Origin of the sequence: Streptomyces sp. NP-1717 (assembly GCF_022695985.1) — a bacterium.
Lineage (GTDB): Bacteria > Actinomycetota > Actinomycetes > Streptomycetales > Streptomycetaceae > Streptomyces.
In genome coordinates this window covers 1-16,202 of record NZ_JAAPBF010000054.1, presented here as the reverse complement: position 1 = coordinate 16,202, position 16,202 = coordinate 1, and the positions used below count along the sequence as shown (strand labels likewise).

The 16,202-nt window shown below is 70.8% G+C and carries 11 protein-coding genes; 6 read left to right on the top strand and 5 right to left on the bottom strand.

Annotated features, from left to right (window positions below; genetic code table 11):
* Nucleotides 1–195: 195 nt before the first annotated feature.
* On the bottom strand, nucleotides 196–2,679 hold the full coding sequence (locus GXP76_RS35855) for a D-alanyl-D-alanine carboxypeptidase (protein WP_242571895.1): 2,484 nt from the start codon (nucleotides 2,677–2,679) through the stop codon (nucleotides 196–198).
* 1,080 nt (nucleotides 2,680–3,759) lie between these two features.
* Here GXP76_RS35855 and GXP76_RS14280 point away from each other — a divergent pair.
* From GXP76_RS14280 to GXP76_RS14265, 4 genes are all read left to right on the top strand, one after another.
* The gene (locus GXP76_RS14280; protein WP_242571894.1) at nucleotides 3,760–4,479 is read left to right on the top strand and encodes a GPP34 family phosphoprotein; all 720 of its coding nucleotides are present in this window, start codon (nucleotides 3,760–3,762) and stop codon (nucleotides 4,477–4,479) included.
* 338 nt (nucleotides 4,480–4,817) lie between these two features.
* Nucleotides 4,818–5,678, top strand: coding sequence for a helix-turn-helix transcriptional regulator (locus GXP76_RS14275; protein ID WP_242571893.1), 861 nt, complete (start codon nucleotides 4,818–4,820; stop codon nucleotides 5,676–5,678).
* 152 nt (nucleotides 5,679–5,830) lie between these two features.
* Entirely contained in the window at nucleotides 5,831–6,097 is a 267-nt protein-coding gene (locus GXP76_RS14270; protein WP_308354130.1) for a DUF397 domain-containing protein, read from the top strand.
* Nucleotides 6,098–6,534: 437 nt separating this feature from the next.
* Complete coding sequence (locus tag GXP76_RS14265; protein WP_242571891.1) at nucleotides 6,535–8,112, top strand: sodium:solute symporter family protein; 1,578 nt, start codon at nucleotides 6,535–6,537, stop codon at nucleotides 8,110–8,112.
* A gap of 181 nt (nucleotides 8,113–8,293) precedes the next feature.
* Here GXP76_RS14265 and GXP76_RS14260 read toward each other — a convergent pair whose 3' ends face one another.
* Together GXP76_RS14260 and GXP76_RS14255 are read right to left on the bottom strand one after the other, a co-directional pair.
* Nucleotides 8,294–9,409, bottom strand: a complete 1,116-nt coding sequence (locus GXP76_RS14260) for an ADP-ribosylglycohydrolase family protein (RefSeq protein WP_242571890.1) — start codon at nucleotides 9,407–9,409, stop codon at nucleotides 8,294–8,296.
* A 139-nt stretch (nucleotides 9,410–9,548) separates the two neighbouring features.
* A complete protein-coding gene (locus GXP76_RS14255; protein ID WP_277993370.1) occupies nucleotides 9,549–12,167 on the bottom strand; it encodes a bifunctional FO biosynthesis protein CofGH in 2,619 nt (872 codons plus the stop codon).
* 85 nt (nucleotides 12,168–12,252) lie between these two features.
* On the opposite strand from GXP76_RS14255, the gene GXP76_RS14250 reads away from it, so the two are divergent.
* On the top strand, nucleotides 12,253–12,981 hold the full coding sequence (locus GXP76_RS14250) for a hypothetical protein (protein WP_242571889.1): 729 nt from the start codon (nucleotides 12,253–12,255) through the stop codon (nucleotides 12,979–12,981).
* Nucleotides 12,982–13,057: 76 nt separating this feature from the next.
* Here GXP76_RS14250 and GXP76_RS14245 read toward each other — a convergent pair whose 3' ends face one another.
* Entirely contained in the window at nucleotides 13,058–14,395 is a 1,338-nt protein-coding gene (locus GXP76_RS14245) for an ABC transporter permease (RefSeq protein ID WP_242571888.1), read from the bottom strand.
* Nucleotides 14,396–14,398: 3 nt separating this feature from the next.
* Nucleotides 14,399–15,223, bottom strand: a complete 825-nt coding sequence (locus tag GXP76_RS14240; RefSeq protein WP_242571887.1) for an ABC transporter ATP-binding protein — start codon at nucleotides 15,221–15,223, stop codon at nucleotides 14,399–14,401.
* 205 nt (nucleotides 15,224–15,428) lie between these two features.
* On the opposite strand from GXP76_RS14240, the gene GXP76_RS14235 reads away from it, so the two are divergent.
* The coding region (locus GXP76_RS14235) for a PrsW family glutamic-type intramembrane protease (RefSeq protein ID WP_242571886.1) at nucleotides 15,429–16,202 on the top strand (774 nt) is incomplete at its 3' end.

Here is a 16,202-nt window from a genome sequence, read left to right as displayed (position 1 = left end):
CCCGTCTCACCGTCAGCCCGGTGTGCCGGCCCTCCCGAGGTCCGTCCGGCCCTGGAAGAAGTAAGGACGCCGTCCCCGCGTCCTGAGTTGCCTGGCTGCCCTGATCTCGGTGGGATCTCGGACGGATCTCGGACGCTAGCACGCGGCCGGGGTCGGGGAGGACGCCGTTTCCGGCGCCCTCCCGTGCTCGTCGGCTCAGCCGACCCGTGTCAGCTTGTCGCCGAACGTGGGCTCGGCGAGGTCGCCCTGGAGCGCGACGGGCACCTCCACCCGGCTCTTGCCCTCGCCCACGGTGAGCAGGCCGACATGGGTCCCGGCGGCGGCCGACTGCGGCAGGTCCTTGCCCTCGTCGGACAGTTCGAGCTTGACGGTGAGGCCCGACCAGCCGACGGCCTTCACGTCCTCGGTGACGACGACCGGCGCCGTCGTCCCCATACCGTTGTCGAGTTCACCGACGACCTGACCCTTCTTCACCACTGTCGCGCCCTCCAGCTCGTCCTGCGTCGCGAGCATGACGTCCTTGCTCACGGCGTTGACGGTGTCGATGATCGGCGCCCTGTGCTGGCCGAGGACGGCGCCGACGATCAACTGGTCGGTGTCGCCGACCGTCTTGTGCGCGGCGAAGAGGAGGTTGCCGCCCGCCTTGGTGGTCGAGCCGGTCTTGATGCCGAGCGCGCCGTCGTACGGGACGAGGGTGTTGTAGTTCCGCCAGACCTTGCCCGACGGGTCCTTCCACTCGGGCAGCTTGGTGATGTCCATCAGCGCCTCGATCTCGACCAGTTTCTGGCCGAGCTTCACCTGGTCCTCGGCGGAGCTGACCGTCGTCGCGTCGAGCCCGGAGGGGTCGGTGTACGTGGTGTTCTTCATGCCCAGCTCTTCGGCGGTGTCGTTCATCTTCTTGACGAACGCCTCCTCGGAGCCGTCCGCGTTCCAACGGGCCAACAGGCGCGCGATGTTGTTCGCGGACGGGATCATGAGGGCGGCCAGCGCGTCGTGCTGGGTGAGCTTGTCGCCCTCCTTCACGGTGTTGAGCGTCGACTCGCCCTGCGCGTCGAGCCCGCCGTCCTCCTCGGCCTTGGCGTCGACCGTGATGGACGGGCCCTCGGCGCCCTTGGCCAGCGGCTTGTCCTTGAGGACGACGTAGGCCGTCATCGCCTTGGCCACGCTGCCGATCGGCACGGCCTTCTGCTCACCGAACGAGTCGACGGTGCCGAGGCCGGTCGCCGCCATGAAGCCCTGGCCCTCGCCGGGCCAGGGCAGGGCGGGCTTGTCGCCCTCGAAGGTGTACGTCGACTTCGCCGTCAGGTTCAACGAGGGCGCCGGGAGGGGGCGTACGGCCTGCACGATCGCGAAGATGATCAGTACGAGTACGAGCAGCGGCGTCCAGATCTTGACCCGCCTGACGACCGTACGGGTCGGGGTCTCGGGCGGCGCCGGCTTGTTGGTCAGCTCGGCGAGCAGATCGAGCGGCGGCAACGGCGGCATGGGCTGCTGCCGGGTCCGCTCGGCCTCGGCGACGCCGGCGCCGGGGGCGGGTGCGGGTGTGGCGTTCTGCGCGGGTTGGGCCGGGGCCTGTGCCTCGTCCGACCGCAGCGGCACGAATTTGCTGGTCCGCTCGGCGGGCGACTCGGGCGCGGGCGCCGGGGGCTGCGGCGGAAGCTTGAGCATGGCGGTGGGCTGATCGACACCGGGCCGCGCGGGCGCCTTGAAAACGGCGGTCTGCCGGTCGACACCCTCGGGGCTGGTTTGCGGCTTCGCGGAAGTGACGCCCGCGTCCTGCCCTGCGGCCCGCGCGAAGGTCACCCCGGACCGCCCCCCGGACTTCGCGGCGCCGGGCTTGCCCCCGGATTCGCCGTCCGGCTTGCTTCCGGGCTTCGCCGGGGTGCCATCACCCTCCGCGCCGGGGTCGGCTCCCGCCTCCGACCCGCTTTCCGGCTTCGCCGAGGTGGCATCGGCCTTCACACCGGAGGCCCCCGCCTCCGACGCGGCACCGGGCTTCGCCGACGAGGCACCGGCCCCGGCGGCAGCCCGGCCGTTTGTCGACCCTGCGGGCGCGACCTCGGGCTTCGCCCCGCCGGCCGACTCGGACGCGCCGGGAGCGGCTTCCGGCTTCGCCGGGGAGGCATTGGCCTTCGCACCGGAGGCGACTCCCGCCTCCGACGCGCCACCGGGCTTCGCCGACGAGGCACCGGCCCCGGCGGCGGTCAGGCGGCCTGTCTGCCCTGCGGGCGCGACCTCGGGCTCCGCCCCGCCGGCAGCGGCCTCCGGCTTCGCCGACGAGGCACCGGCCCCGGCGGCGGTCAGGCGGCCTGTCTGCCCTGCGGCAGTGGACTCGGACTTCGTCCCGCCCGCCGACTCGGACGCGCCCGGAGCGGCCTCCGACCCGCTATCCGGCTTCGCCGACGTGGCATTGCCCTTCGCGTCGGAGGCGGCCCCCGCCTCCGACGCGGCGTCGGGCTTCGCCGGGGAGGCATTGCCCCCGGCGGCAGCCCGGCCGTTTGTCGACCCTGCGGGCGCGGCCTCGGGCTCGTCCCCCGAACCGGCGGGCGCGTCATCCGCGCTCCGCCCGGAGGTGGCGCCCGGCTCCACACCAGAGGCAGCCTGGCCGCCAGGCACGGCCTCCGGCTCGCCTTCCGCCTCCGGCGCGGCTTCCGGCTTCGCCGACGTGGGGCCGGCCACCGCGCCAGCGGCGGCCCGACTACCTACCGCCCCTGCGGGCGCGGTCTCGGGCTTCGCCCCTTCCGCCGGCTCCGACGCGCCCGGAGCGGCCTCCGACCCGCTATCCGGCTTCGCCGACGTGGCACCGGTCCCCGCGCCAGCGGGGGCCCGACCGCCTGTCGACCCCGCGGGCGCGTCATCCGCGCTCCCCGTGGAGGTGGCGTGCGCCTCCGCGCCGGAGGCAGCCTCGGCGCCCACCGACCCGCTTTCCGCCGCCGACGCGGTGTCCGGCTTCGCCGGAGCAACGTCCGCTTCCGAGGCGGGCGTCGAGGCGGGCCTCGGCTCGGACGTCGCAGGCGCCGCTTCCGGCTTCGCCGAGGTGGCTTCGGTCTCCGCACCGATGGCGGTTTGCCCGCCCACCGGACGGGCGGAGGCGGCTTCCGGCTTCGCCGGGGTGGCGCCGGGGGCGGACTGGCCGTCCGTCGGCCCTGCGGGCGCGGCAGGCGTGTCATCCGCGCTGTCCGTGGAGCCGGCATCCCGCTTCGCCGGAGCAACGTCCGCTTCCGAGACCGCAGGCACGGGCTCGGTCTCCGGTTCGGTCGTGGATTCCAGTTCGGGCTCCGCCGGCTCCGGCGAAGACCCCGTCACAGCCGCCACAGGCGCCTCAGCGGCCTCAGGAGACCCAGCGCCTCCCCGAGCCCCTCTGACCGTGAACACGGCCGTCGAGTGGTCGGCAGCGGCCTCCGGGGAACCGTCCGTGCCCGCAGTCGCGTCCTTCGTCGCGGCGGATTCGCCGGCGGCGGCCGACTCTCGGAAGACCGCGAACCTCGGGTCCTGTTCGTGAGTCGCCTCCCCCGACGACTTCCGCTGCTCCGACTTGTCGGGGGACTCGCCCGCCACCGTGCCTCCTCATGCGTGTGCGACGTGTCGCGCGCTACGCCGCACTCTCCGAACCGATTATCAGTGTCCTGTGTGAAACCACAGCCCAAGCGCAAGACGAGAACGACATACATAACGGTTCCCGCACAAAGCGACCAGGCACTCTCGACAGACCAATGTGAGAGGGGTCACCCTGTCATTCATCCACGCGGGGAGGCATGGATGGGCAGGAGCCGCAGAACAATTCCGGAGGAGCTTCTGTTGCTCGCTCTGGACCCGGCCACGGGTACCACAGCGCAGCCGCAGTCGCTCGACCTCGGCCTGGCCGGAGCACAGCTAGTGGAGCTGGCTCTGGCAGGACGGATAGCCCCTGACGGGGATCGTATCGCCGTGGTGATGCCACGGCCGACCGGAGATCCAACCTTGGACTCCGCGCTGGAGCTGTTGCGCAGACGCGGCAGCCCGGTTCGCGCAGTTCACTGGATCGGCGGGCCCCGACTGGGGCTCCGTCAGATTTATCTCTCGCATCTGGAGCGGTGCGGCATGGTTCATGCCGTGGCGGGCCAGATGTGCGGAGTGCTGCCGACGACGCGCTACCAGGCGACGGAGACGGCGATCAGCCGCGACATCAGGTCACGGCTGGACAGTGCGATCCGCACCGGCGTACCGCCGGACCCGCGGACCGCGGCGCTCGCCGCACTGGCCCACGCGGTCGGTCTGGGCAAGCACCTGTACCCCGGTAACGAGGGGCGCTCGTCGCGCTCCCGGCTCCGGGATCTGATCAGACACGACCCGATGGGCGGTCTCGTGGCGCACGCCGTCATGGACGTCCAGAACGGTGTGGCCGCTCAGCCGCGCCGCAATCCCGCACCGGGAGGCCGACCGCCGGCCGTACCGATGCAACCGCACCGCGGGAGCATGGCCCGCGTCGCGGCGCACTGACAGCACCGCACCGAGAGAGTCGCACTGAAAGAGCACGGACACGCACGGACAGGACAGCACGCGGTACCGGAAACCGCCGCGCCGACGTCCCCGGAGACCCGGTTCGGGAGCCGCAAGAGACGCGCGGGGCCAGCCGTACGACAGGCTGCCCCGCGCGTCGCGCGTCCCGCGTCACCACGCGGCGCCCGAATACAGGACCTGACCACGGCGTGTCCACTTACCACCCGCGCATTCCCCTCTGTCGCCGTTTTCCAGCGCGGTCGGGCCCATCGGTGGCAGTCTGCTGAGACGTAGACACACAGCGCTACGCAGTTACTCAGCAGGAGGTGCCGTTTCCCGTGGCGTCCAACGTCAATCCCACCGTCAGGCGACGCCGATTGGGCCAGGAGTTGCGCCGGCTCCGCGAAGTCAAAGGCATGACGGCGGAGGAGGTGGCGGAGCGCCTGCTGGTCTCCCAGTCGAAGATCAGCCGTCTTGAGAACGGTCGCCGTTCCATCAGTCAGCGCGATGTCCGCGACCTGTGCGGTGTGTACGAGGTCGAGGACAACCGCATTGTCGAGTCGCTGATGCAAATGGCCAAGGACTCGCGCCAGCAGGGCTGGTGGCACGCTTTCGGCGATATCCCGTACAGCGTCTACATCGGTCTGGAGACGGACGCGGCCTCGCTGCGCGTGTACGAGTCGCTCATCGTCCCCGGTCTGCTCCAGACGCGAGACTACGCCCAGGCCGTCATCGAAGGCATGTGGCCGGAGGAGACGCCGGTCGACATCGAGAAGCGGATCCAGATCCGGCTCAAGCGACAGGACCGGCTGACGGACCCTCACGACCCGCTGCGCTTCTGGGCCGTCATCGACGAGGCGCTGTTGCGGCGTGTGGTGGGCAGCCCTCAGATCATGGCCGCCCAATTGGGGCACCTCGCGCAATTGAGTGCCCAACCGCATGTGACGCTCCAGGTGGTTCCCTACGATGTGGGTGCTCATCCGGGTATGTACGGCAAATTCGCGATTCTCGAATTCCAGGAGGCGGCGGACGCGACCGTCGTCTACCTGGAGGGAGTGACGAGCGATCTGTACCTGGAGAAGGCGAATGACGTACAGAGCTACACCGTCATGTACGAGCATCTCCGGGCCAAGGCTCTCAGCGCCGAACAGTCGAGGGACTTCATCAACAAGATCGCCGCTGAATACGCGGCGATTTGACCGTAATTTGACGGTCCATCAGGTGTAGAAGCGCGCATCGTACACTCGTATGGGTCAAAGGGGTACGTCACTCCGGCAATTGCCACTCGGTTGAGTGAACGCTGAATGAAACCAGTGATCTCACCGCGTAGCGTCGATCACGTCAGAGCGCAATGAGGCGCGCTGGGAAATCGACGAGTGCCGTATCCGGCACTGACCCCACCGGAGCGATCATGATTGACAAGCGAGCTTCTTTGACCCAGTGGACGAAGTCCACATACTCGGCGAACGGGGACTGCGTGGAAGTGCGCGCATATCCCACGACCGCGGTCTCCGTCCGCGATTCGAAGAATCCCGGCGGCCCCGTCCTCGATTTCGCCCCGAAAGCCTGGGAGACCTTCCTGGCCGACTCCGTGAGGCCGTCGGCCACCACCGTCTGAACACCTTGGTGAGCGGTGCGACTACGCCCGTCAAGCCGCAGCCCTCTCGACTGGTCGCCGTCCCGGCCGAGGGGGCTCTCGCCTTTTCGGGCACGGAGGCCGTTCACCGCTCGGTCCCTCGATCGGTCCCCTCTTCCGGTCCGCGCGGAACCCGCATTCCGCGCGGCCCTCTCCATGGACGGCCGGAGCATGACGAAGTGCCCGCCCATCGTGTGGTTCCCGTCGCGTTCACGACAACGCCTCGCGAGGTCAAGAACAAGCAAAATGGTTCGGCTTTCTGATTAACGTTCACACCTATGACCGAAGGAACTCTTGACCCGCTGCTGCGACTAGCGGTTCAATCCCCGAAGTCCCCGCTCCCGCACGGGGGCCGCTGACCGGACGTAACTGGCGAAGTGCACCCCCACGTTCACAAGGCGGACCCCTGGAGGGGGCACATGAACAGTCTCGACTGGACCGTGCTCATCGGCTACTTCGGTGTGATGGTCGCGATCGGCATCTGGTCCCACAAGCGCGTGGGCGACGTCCACGACTACTTCACCGCCGGCGGCAAGATGCCGTGGTGGCTGTCGGGCATCTCGCACCACATGTCCGGCTACAGCGCGGTGATGTTCACCGGATACGCGGCCATCGCGTACACGTACGGCGTCACGTCGTACGTCACCTGGTCGTTCCCCATCGCCATCGGTATCGCGATCGGTGCCAAGCTCTTCGCACCCCGCCTCAACCGGGTGCGCTCGCGACTGCGGGTCTCGTCGCCGCTGGAGTATCTGAAGAACCGTTACAACCTGCCCACCCAGCAGGCCCTCGCCTGGTCGGGCGTGCTGCTGAAGATCGTGGACGTCGGCGCCAAGTGGGCCGCGATCGCGACCCTGTTGTCCGTCTTCACCGGTGTCTCGCTCAACATGGGCATCCTGATCACGGGCGCGGTCACCGCGGTCTACTGCACCGTCGGCGGACTGTGGGCGGACGCGCTGACCGAACTGGGCCAGTTCATCATCCAGTTCGTCGCCGGCATCGCGATGCTCGTCGCCGTCATGGCGGAGCTGGGCGGCTTCAGCAGTCTGTGGAACGTCTGGGACGAGCCCGAACTCCAGGGCCACGCGGAGCCGTTGGCCGGGCCGTACATGATGGTCTTCCTGATCGCGTACCTGTTCATCAAGACCTTCGAGTACAACGGCGGCATGTGGAATCAGGCGCAGCGGTACATGGCCACCGACTCCGCGAGGTCCGCGACGCGCTCCGCCGCGCTGTCGGCAGTGCTGTGGCTGATCTGGCCGCTGGTGCTGTTCTTCCCGATGTGGGTCGCGCCGGTGCTCATCGACACGGACGTGCCGGCCGACAGCTACGCGCTGATGGCCGAACAGCTCCTGCCGCACGGTCTGCTGGGTCTGGTCATCGTCGGGTTCTTCTCGCACACGATGGCCATGTGCTCGTCGGACGCGAACGCCATCGCGGCGGTCGTGACGCGCGACATCATGCCGGCGGTGTCGCGCCGCGTACGGGAGTGGGACACCCGGGTCGGGCTGCTGGCCGCTCGCTGGACGACGCTGCTGTTCCTCGGGCTGTCGATGGCCATCGCGACGCAGGTCAACTCGCCCTTCTTCGGCGACATCATCACGGTCGTCATCAAGTGGGTCGCCGGGCTCATGGGGCCGATCGCGATCCCGCTGATGCTGGGTCTGCTGCCGTGGTTCCGCAGGAGCGGTCCCACGGCCGCGCTGATCAGCTGGGCCGTCGGGCTGGTCACCTTCTGGCTGGTCAACTACCCGATCAGCTGGAACGTGGACGGCGGGGTGCCGCTCCAGTACCAGGTGTCGATCCCGCTGGCGGTCTCGCTGGTCCTGTACGTCGTGATCGGCTTCGTGAAGCCGGAGGACACGCCGGAGCGGGACGCGGTGCTGCGGAAGATCAACAACGACGACGACGGCGGGTTGGACGGGGGCGCCGTGGTGCCGGGGCCGGCGGGGGCGGGTGACGCGAAGCAGCTGGGCCGCGAGGGCGCCTCCGGCTGACGGTCCTGTCTCCTCCGGCCTGCCGCCGCTCCCGTACACCCTCAACCGGCCCCGACCGGTGCCCGGTTGGGGCCTCAATCGCCGGACGGGCTGAGATGCCCGCCGGGCGGGGGGCACATCAAGCCCGTCCGGCGATTGAGGACAGAGCCTTGCCACGTAGGGCCCGGCCCTGGCAACGGCCCTAGCCCCGGGGGTACCTCGTCAGCCACGCCGAGGAGGCGATCGCCGGGGCGTGGAGCGCCGGGCCCTGGGTCATCTCCATCGCGAAGTCGTCCGCGATCTCCAGCAGCGTCCCGCGGCCCTCCAGCTCCGCCAGCCACGCGGGCGGCAGCGCCGTCTCCCCGTGCATCGCGCCCAGCAGGGCCCCGCAGAGCGCCCCCGTCGCCGAGGACGGCCCGTCGTGGTTGACGGCCAGCCGCAGGCCGTGGCGTATGTCCTCGCCCACCAGCGCGCAGTACACGGCCACCGCGAGCGAGTCCTCCGCCGCCCGGCCCTCCGCGAGCACCGCGACCCTGCCCGGGGTCGGGATGCCCTGGCGTACGGCGCCGAGCGCCTGCCCCAGCGCGTCGGTGACCCGCTGGTGGCCGGGGCGCTGGGTCAGCAGCGCCAGGGACCGCTGCACGGCCGCGTCGACGCTGTCGCCCCGCGCGACACCGTGCACGATCACGGCGAACGCCCCGGCCGACAGATACGCGGTGGGATGGCCGTGCGTCTGCGCCGCGCACTCCACGGCCAGCTGGCAGACCAACTGCGGCTCCCAGCCCACCAGCAGCCCGAACGGCGCCGAGCGCACGACGGCGCCCGCGTCGCGCGCGGTGGGGTTCTTGGGCTTCTCCAGCGTGCCCATCAGCTCGTCGCCCAGCCCGGTCAGACAGGACACCGAGGGGTCGCGGCGCGCGTACAGCCACTCCTCCTGGGCCAGCCAGCCGTTGTCCTTGCGGCGTTCGTCGGGTCCCCAGTCGCTCTGGGTGGCGGCCCACCGCAGGTACGCGCGGTGCACGTCGGTCGGCGGGTGCCAGGCTCCGGTGTCGCGCCGCACCTGGGCGCGGATGAGGCCGTCGACGGTGAAGAGGGTCAGCTGCGTGGCGGCGGCGACCGCGCCGCGCCTGCCGTACGCGGGGGCGAAGTCGGTCACGCCCTCCGCGCCGTGCGCGGTGCGGGTCTCGTCGAGGGTGAGCGTGTCGACCCCCGCCCCCAGCGCGTCGCCGATGGCTCCCCCGAGGAGGCACCCGCGGACGCGGCTGCGGAAGTCCTGCTGCTCCGCCCGGCCCCATATGGCGGTGGCTGGCCTGTTCACGCGTCCCTCCCTCCGAGTCGTGGAACGCGCTCTGGCGCAGCACTGTAATCGAACGGGAACGGACGGTTCGGCACGGGCGGAGCGAGTGGCCGCACGAGTGGCCGGTTCGTCCCCGGCCACCCCCTTCCGTCCCCGGGGACTACTCGGCGGGCAGCAGCGGCAGCAGCTCCGGCAGGTGCCCGTCGGACGCCGCCGCCGCCCGTACGCGCTCCTCGGGCACCTCGCCGTACAGCGTGGTCCGCGGCCTGGCCGGCCGGCCCGCGGCCTCGGCGATCGCGACCAGGTCCTTGACCGAGCGGTACGAGCCGTAACCGGACCCCGCCATACGGGAGATGGTCTCCTCCATCAGCGTCCCGCCGAGATCGTTCGCGCCGGAGCGGAGCATCTCGGCGGCGCCTTCCGTGCCGAGCTTCACCCAACTGGTCTGGATGTTGGTGATGTAGGGGTGGAGGAGGAGCCGGGCCATCGCGATGACCGCGCGGTTGTCGCGCGTGGTGGGGCCGGGGCGGGCGATGCCGGCCAGATAGACGGGCGCGTTGGTGTGGATGAAGGGCAGCGTGACGAATTCGGTGAAGCCCTCCCGCCCGGCCTCAAGTGCCTTGCGCTGCATGCCGGCCAGGGTGCGGAAGTGCCCGAGCCAGTGGCGGGGCTGGTCCACGTGGCCGTACATCATCGTGGAGCTGGAGCGGATGCCCAGCGAGTGCGCGGTCTCGACGACCTCGATCCACGTCGCCGTCGGCAGCTTGCCCTTGGTGAGGATCCAGCGCACCTCGTCGTCCAGGATCTCGGCGGCCGTGCCCGGGATCGAGTCGAGTCCGGCCTCTTTCGCGGCCGTGAGCCATTCGCGGATCGGCATCCCGGTGCGCGAGGCGCCGTTGACGACCTCCATGGGTGAGAAGGCGTGCACGTGCATGCCGGGGACGCGTTCCTTGACGGCGCGCGCGATGTCGAAGTACGCCGTGCCGGGCAGGTCGGGGTGGATGCCGCCCTGCATGCACACCTCGACGGCGCCGACGTCCCACGCCTGCGCGGCGCGGTCGGCGACCTGGTCGAGCGAGAGCGTGTACGCGTCGGCGTCCGTACGGCGCTGGGCGAAGGCACAGAAACGGCAGCCGGTGTAGCAGACGTTGGTGAAGTTGATGTTGCGCGTGACGATGTACGTGACGTCGTCGCCGACCACCTCGCGGCGCAGTTCGTCGGCGATCCGGGTCAGCGCGTCGAGCGCGGGGCCGTCCGCGTGCAGCAGCGCGAGCGCCTCGTCGTCGGTCAGCCCGGTCGGGTCGGCGGCGGCCCGGGTGAGCGCCTGCCGGACGTCGGTGTCGATCCGCTCGGGCACCATGCCGGGCGCGGCGGCCTCGCGCAGCGCGTCCCAGTCGCCGTACACGTGGTCGAAGTCGTTCCGGCGGTCGCCGGTGCGGCCCTCGGTGTCGATGGTGCGGTGCAGATCGGTGCGGCCGGTGGCGGTGAAGCCCTCGTCGGGCTCCTGCCACGGCAGTCCGGCCGGCTTGACGTCCTCGCGGGCGAGGCCGGTGACGGGGTCGGCGAGCGCGCGCACGTGCGGCATCACGCGCGGGTCGAGCCAGGGTTCGCCGCGCGCGATGAACTCCGGGTAGACCGTGAGCCGTTCACGCAGCTCGAAGCCCGCGGCGGCGGTGCGCTCGGCGAGCTGGTCGATGTGCGGCCAGGGGCGCTCGGGGTTGACGTGGTCGGGAGTGAGCGGCGAGACGCCGCCCCAGTCGTCGATGCCGGCGCCGATGAGGAGCGCGTACTCCTCGTCGACGAGGTTCGGCGGGGCCTGGATCCGGGCCGCCGGGCCGAGCAGGTGGCGGGCGACGGCGATGGTGGCGGCCAGCTCCTCCAACTCGGCGTCGGGCATGGCGCGCATCGCGGTGTCGGGCTTGGCGCGGAAGTTCTGGACGATGACTTCCTGGATGCCGTGGTAGGCGCGGGCGGTGCGGCGCAGCTCGAAGAGGGAGTCGGCGCGCTCCTCGTAGTCCTCGCCGATGCCGATCAGGATGCCGGTGGTGAACGGGACGTTGGAGCGGCCCGCGTCCTGAAGCACCCGCAGCCGTACGGCGGGCTCCTTGTCGGGCGAGCCGTGGTGCGGGCCGCCGGGCTCGGACCAGAGGCGGGTGGCGGTGGTCTCCAGCATCATGCCCATGCTGGGCGCGACGGGCTTGAGCCGCTGGAAGTCGGTCCAGCCGAGCACGCCGGGGTTGAGGTGCGGGAGGAGCCCGGTCTCCTCCAGTACGCGGACGGCCATGGCCCGTACGTACGCCAGGGTGTCGTCGTACCCCTCGGCCGCCAGCCACTCCTTCGCCTCGGGCCAGCGGTCCTCGGGGCGGTCGCCGAGGGTGAACAGCGCTTCCTTGCAGCCCATTTCGGCGCCGTCGCGGGCGATGGCGAGGACTTCGTCGGGCGACAGGAACATGCCGTGCCCGGCCCGGCGCAGCTTGCCGGGGACGGTGACGAACGTGCAGTAGTGGCACTTGTCGCGGCACAGGCGGGTGAGCGGGATGAAGACCTTGCGGGAGTAGGTGATGATCCCGGGTCGTCCGACGGCTTCGAGCCCCGCGTCGCGCACCCGCGCGGCCGAGGCGGCGAGGTCCTTGAGGTCGTCGCCGCGTGCCTGGAGCAGGACGGCGGCCTCCGCGGCGTCGAGCGCGACGCCGTCCCTGGCTCGTTTGAGGGCGCGGCGCATGGCGTTGGCGGTGGGGGCGGAGGGGGCCGTGGCGCTCGTCGTCATATCTCCGAGCATACGAGCGGGGACGGGGGATTCCGGCTGCCGGATGAGTAGGTGAGCGGATGCCCACATTCGGGGATACGGGAATAACTTCGATCGTATGAACGACGCGGAGAAGTTGACCGGCCACGGGGGCGAAGGCGGGGTCGAAGGCAAGAGCGAAGGCGGCGGGGACTCGGGCTCCGGCTCGCGCGGAGGAAGCGCGCTGCGGGGCGTGGGCATCGGCTGCGGGGTGCTCGTCGCCGTACCGCTGCTCCTCGTACTCGGCTTCCTGGTCACGTACTCGGTGCAGCGCGGGACACCGGAGGACTACGAGCGCGTCGCCCCGCAGACGATGATGGCGCGTATCGGGGACGTGTCCCAGGAGTCGTACGAGGTGCTGGGGTTCGACACCGCCGTCGGGTCCGACGCGAGCAGCGCTCTCTGTTACCCCGGCGGCCTGGAGAGCATGGCCGACGAACCGGTGGACGGCGCGTACAGCCTGTCGCACGACTGGTCGGTGGAGGACGTGACGCGGGCCGAGGCCGCGTCCGCGCTGAAGCGGCTGCGCGGGCATCTGAAGGACGAGGGCTGGGACATCGACTCGTACGAGGACGAGGCCGGATCCGCGTACGGGTTGGGGCTGCGCGCCTCGCGCGGCGGTCCTTCCGGCGACGGTGGCGACGTCCGGGCCGTCTTCGAGTGGCGTGAGGGTCAGGGGCGGTTCGACGGCAGTGTCCACGCGCCGTGCGCGTACGACCCCGGCGACGACGGCGACGCCGGGACGGGCGGTACGGCGCCGGCCACGGAGGCCGGGTCGGAGGTCGAGCCGCCGCAGCTGCGGCCGTAGCGGAAAGCCCGGAGGGGCGGTCGCGTCGCGCGACCGCCCCTCGGCGGCTTGTGGTGTCGGGTCACCCGGTGTCATGTCAGGCCGCCAGGGTCACCGCCTCGACCGCCGGGGTACGCAGGCCGCGGTACGCCGTACCGACGCTGGTGACGATCGTCGCGACGGCGCCGATCCCGACGACCGCCAGCCAGATCGTGAGGCTCTGGTCCGGGACGGCGGTGTCGGTGCGGACGATGCTGAAGGAGACGATCCCGGCGAGTGCCGACAGCGTCGCGAAGAAGACGCCGAACACGGTCAGGATGAACGATTCGAGACCGATCATGCCTAGGACCTGTCCCGGCGTGGCGCCGGAGAGGCGCTGCTGGCCGAACTCCCTGGTGCGGTAAGTGGTCGCCGCGTAGAGGCTGTTGACCAGCATGATGCAGGCGAAGATCACGATGATGCCCGCGATCACGAAGTTGAGCGTCTGGATGCTCTTGTCGTCGCTCGACCGGGTGAGACCGGCGGCCTCGGCCGCGTCGTTCTCGATGATCTGCATGTAGAAGATGGCCGTGGCGATGCTGATGAAGAGGATCAGCGGCATGAGCACGCTGGAGAGCTGCGTGGCGCGCTGCCGCATGTTGTGGACGGTGAGGTGGCCACTGGCACCGGCGAGCAGGGTCAGCGGTCCGGACAGGGCACCGAGCAGGAGCCGCAGCAGTGCGGGCGAGAGGATCGCGAAGCCCGCGGCGAGCAGGATGGCGCCGTAGCCGGGGGCGGCCATCAGCGCGACGTCCGTCTTGTCCATCGCGAAGGTGGAGCCGACGGCGCCGACGCCCAGGAGCAGGGCGGCGAAGCCGGCGAAGTGCTTCGCCCGGCCACGGGACTTGCGGCCGCCGGCGGCTTCCCTGGTCGCCCGGCGGACCGCGAGGAACGCGGCGCCGACGGACGCCAGCAGCGTGATGATGGCGCCGAGGCTCAGCGCGATCGGGCCGAAGACGTGGTCGACGCCGTCGGCGACCTGGCCGGTGTCCTTGAAGACGCCCAGCAGTTGCCCGCCGCCGATCATCGCGGGCACGATCGCCAGCAGCGTTCCGATGATCCCCACCGCCGCGGCCTCGGCGACGACCATCCGCTTGATCTGCGCGGGTGTCGCGCCGCTGCGGCGCAGGAGTGCGATCTCCTCGCCGCGCTGGCGGACGTTGACGGTGAGGGTGGAGGCGATGGCGAAGAAGACGAGAAGGGCGCCGTAGCCGCCGACCACGTTCGCGGCGACGGTGATGGGCTCCTTGCTGAGACTGTCGACGCCCGGGGCCGCGGCGGTGTCGTGCATGGAGCTGAAGGTCATGATGACCGCGGCGCCGAGGAACGTCGAGAGCAGGGTCGCGATGAAGCGCCCGGGGCGCCGGCGGATGGAGCTCATGGCGAGGGAGAACATCGGTCAGACCCCCGTGTAGGCGTTGTCGGCGGACGGGACGAACGGCCGCGGAGCCGACCGGTCGAGGGTGTCGCCGAGGTGGGCGAGGCGTTCGGCGACGGTGTCGACGGTGGGGCGGTCGATCTGTCCGGCGAGACGGCCGTCGGCGAGGAAGACCACGGTGTCGGCGTAGGAGGCGGCGACGGGGTCGTGGGTGACCATGACGACCGTGCGGCCGTGGACGCGAACGGTCTCCTGGAGGAGCCGCAGGACGTCGCGGGCGCTGCGGATGTCGAGAGCGCCGGTGGGTTCGTCGGCGAAGACGACGCTGGGCTCGGTGACCAGGGCACGGGCGATCGCGACGCGCTGCTGCTGGCCGCCGGAGAGCTGGTCGGGCCGGTGGCCGAGCCGGTCGCCGAGGCCGACCTGGGTGAGGATGTCCCTGGCGTGGGCCTTGTCGACGCGGCGGCCGGCGAGCTTGAGCGGCAGGACGGTGTTCTGCGCGACGGTCAGGGTCGGCAGGAGGTTGTAGCGCTGGAAGACGAAGCCGATCCGCCGGCGGCGGAACTTGGTGAGCGCCGCCTCGGTGCCGCCGGTCATCTCCTCGCCGTCGACCATGACCTGCCCGCTGTCGGGCCGGTCGAGCCCCGCCGCGCACTGGAGCAGTGTCGACTTGCCGGAGCCGGAGGGGCCCATGACGGCGGTGAAGGACCCGGCGGGAAGGCTCAGCGACACCCCGTCGAGAGCGGTCACGGCGTTGTCGGCCGACCCGTAGACCTTGGTGACGCCGGCCAGCCGCAGTGCTTCCGCGCTCCTGGCCTGTCCGGTCGAGCTCATACGACGAAACATGATCCGTTCCTTCCCCTCGGGCACTGTCTGCGCCACGAGTACGAAGTTACGGACGGCGTGGGGCGATCACATTGGGCGTACGACCCGAGTCACGGGTGTCGCTGAGTACACCCCCGCCCCCGGCCCACGGCCACCGGCGGCGTGGCGTTGTTGACACACGCCTCCGCTCGCACCTACGTTCAATTCACTAAAGCAAACTTACGGGGTGGGGTTTGTGGCGTTCTGGATGGCTGCCGCGTCGCTGTGGTGCGTACTGCAACTGCTGTTGTTCTCATGGCCCGCGCGGACGGTCGGCTGGCCGACCGTGCTGCTGGCCTTCGGGGTGGGCGCGTACGGCTGCGGCGTCTTCTCGGTCCTGATCGAGGCGGTCGTCACCCGCCAACTGGCCGCCGCCGACGAGACGTCGATGCGCACGGTGATGGACACCGCCATGTGGACGACGGCGCCGGCCGCCGAGGAACTGCTCAAGATCCTCCCGCTCGCGCTCGCCGCCTGGGCGCTGCGCGGCCGGGTCCAGTGGGGCCTGACGGACTTCGTGGTACTGGGCGCCGCGGTGGGCGTGGGATTCGGGCTGCTCGAATCGGTGCTGCAATTCGCATTCGCACCGGATGTCCATGTACGCCGGGTCGAGGCGGCGGGTGGCTGGTCGGTCGCGACACGGCTCTTCACGGCGCCCTTCGTCTCCGGCTTTCCCGAGCTGCTGGGGCACTGGTTCCCGGCGGCCGTGGGCACCCTGGAGCTGGGCTCCGCCACCGCGACCGTGCCGGTGGACAACCATGTCGCGTGGTCGGCGCTCGGCGGCCTCTCGGTGGGGCTGGTCGTGTGCGGACACCGCTGGTGGGTACGGGCGGCGGGGCTGCTTCCGCTGCTGGCGGCCGTCGGTCTGCACACCGCCGTCAACTACATCGCCGCGCTGCCGAACGCCCACGGGACACCGCGCGCGTGGTACGACCGGATCGTCGCGAGCGGGCTCTGGATC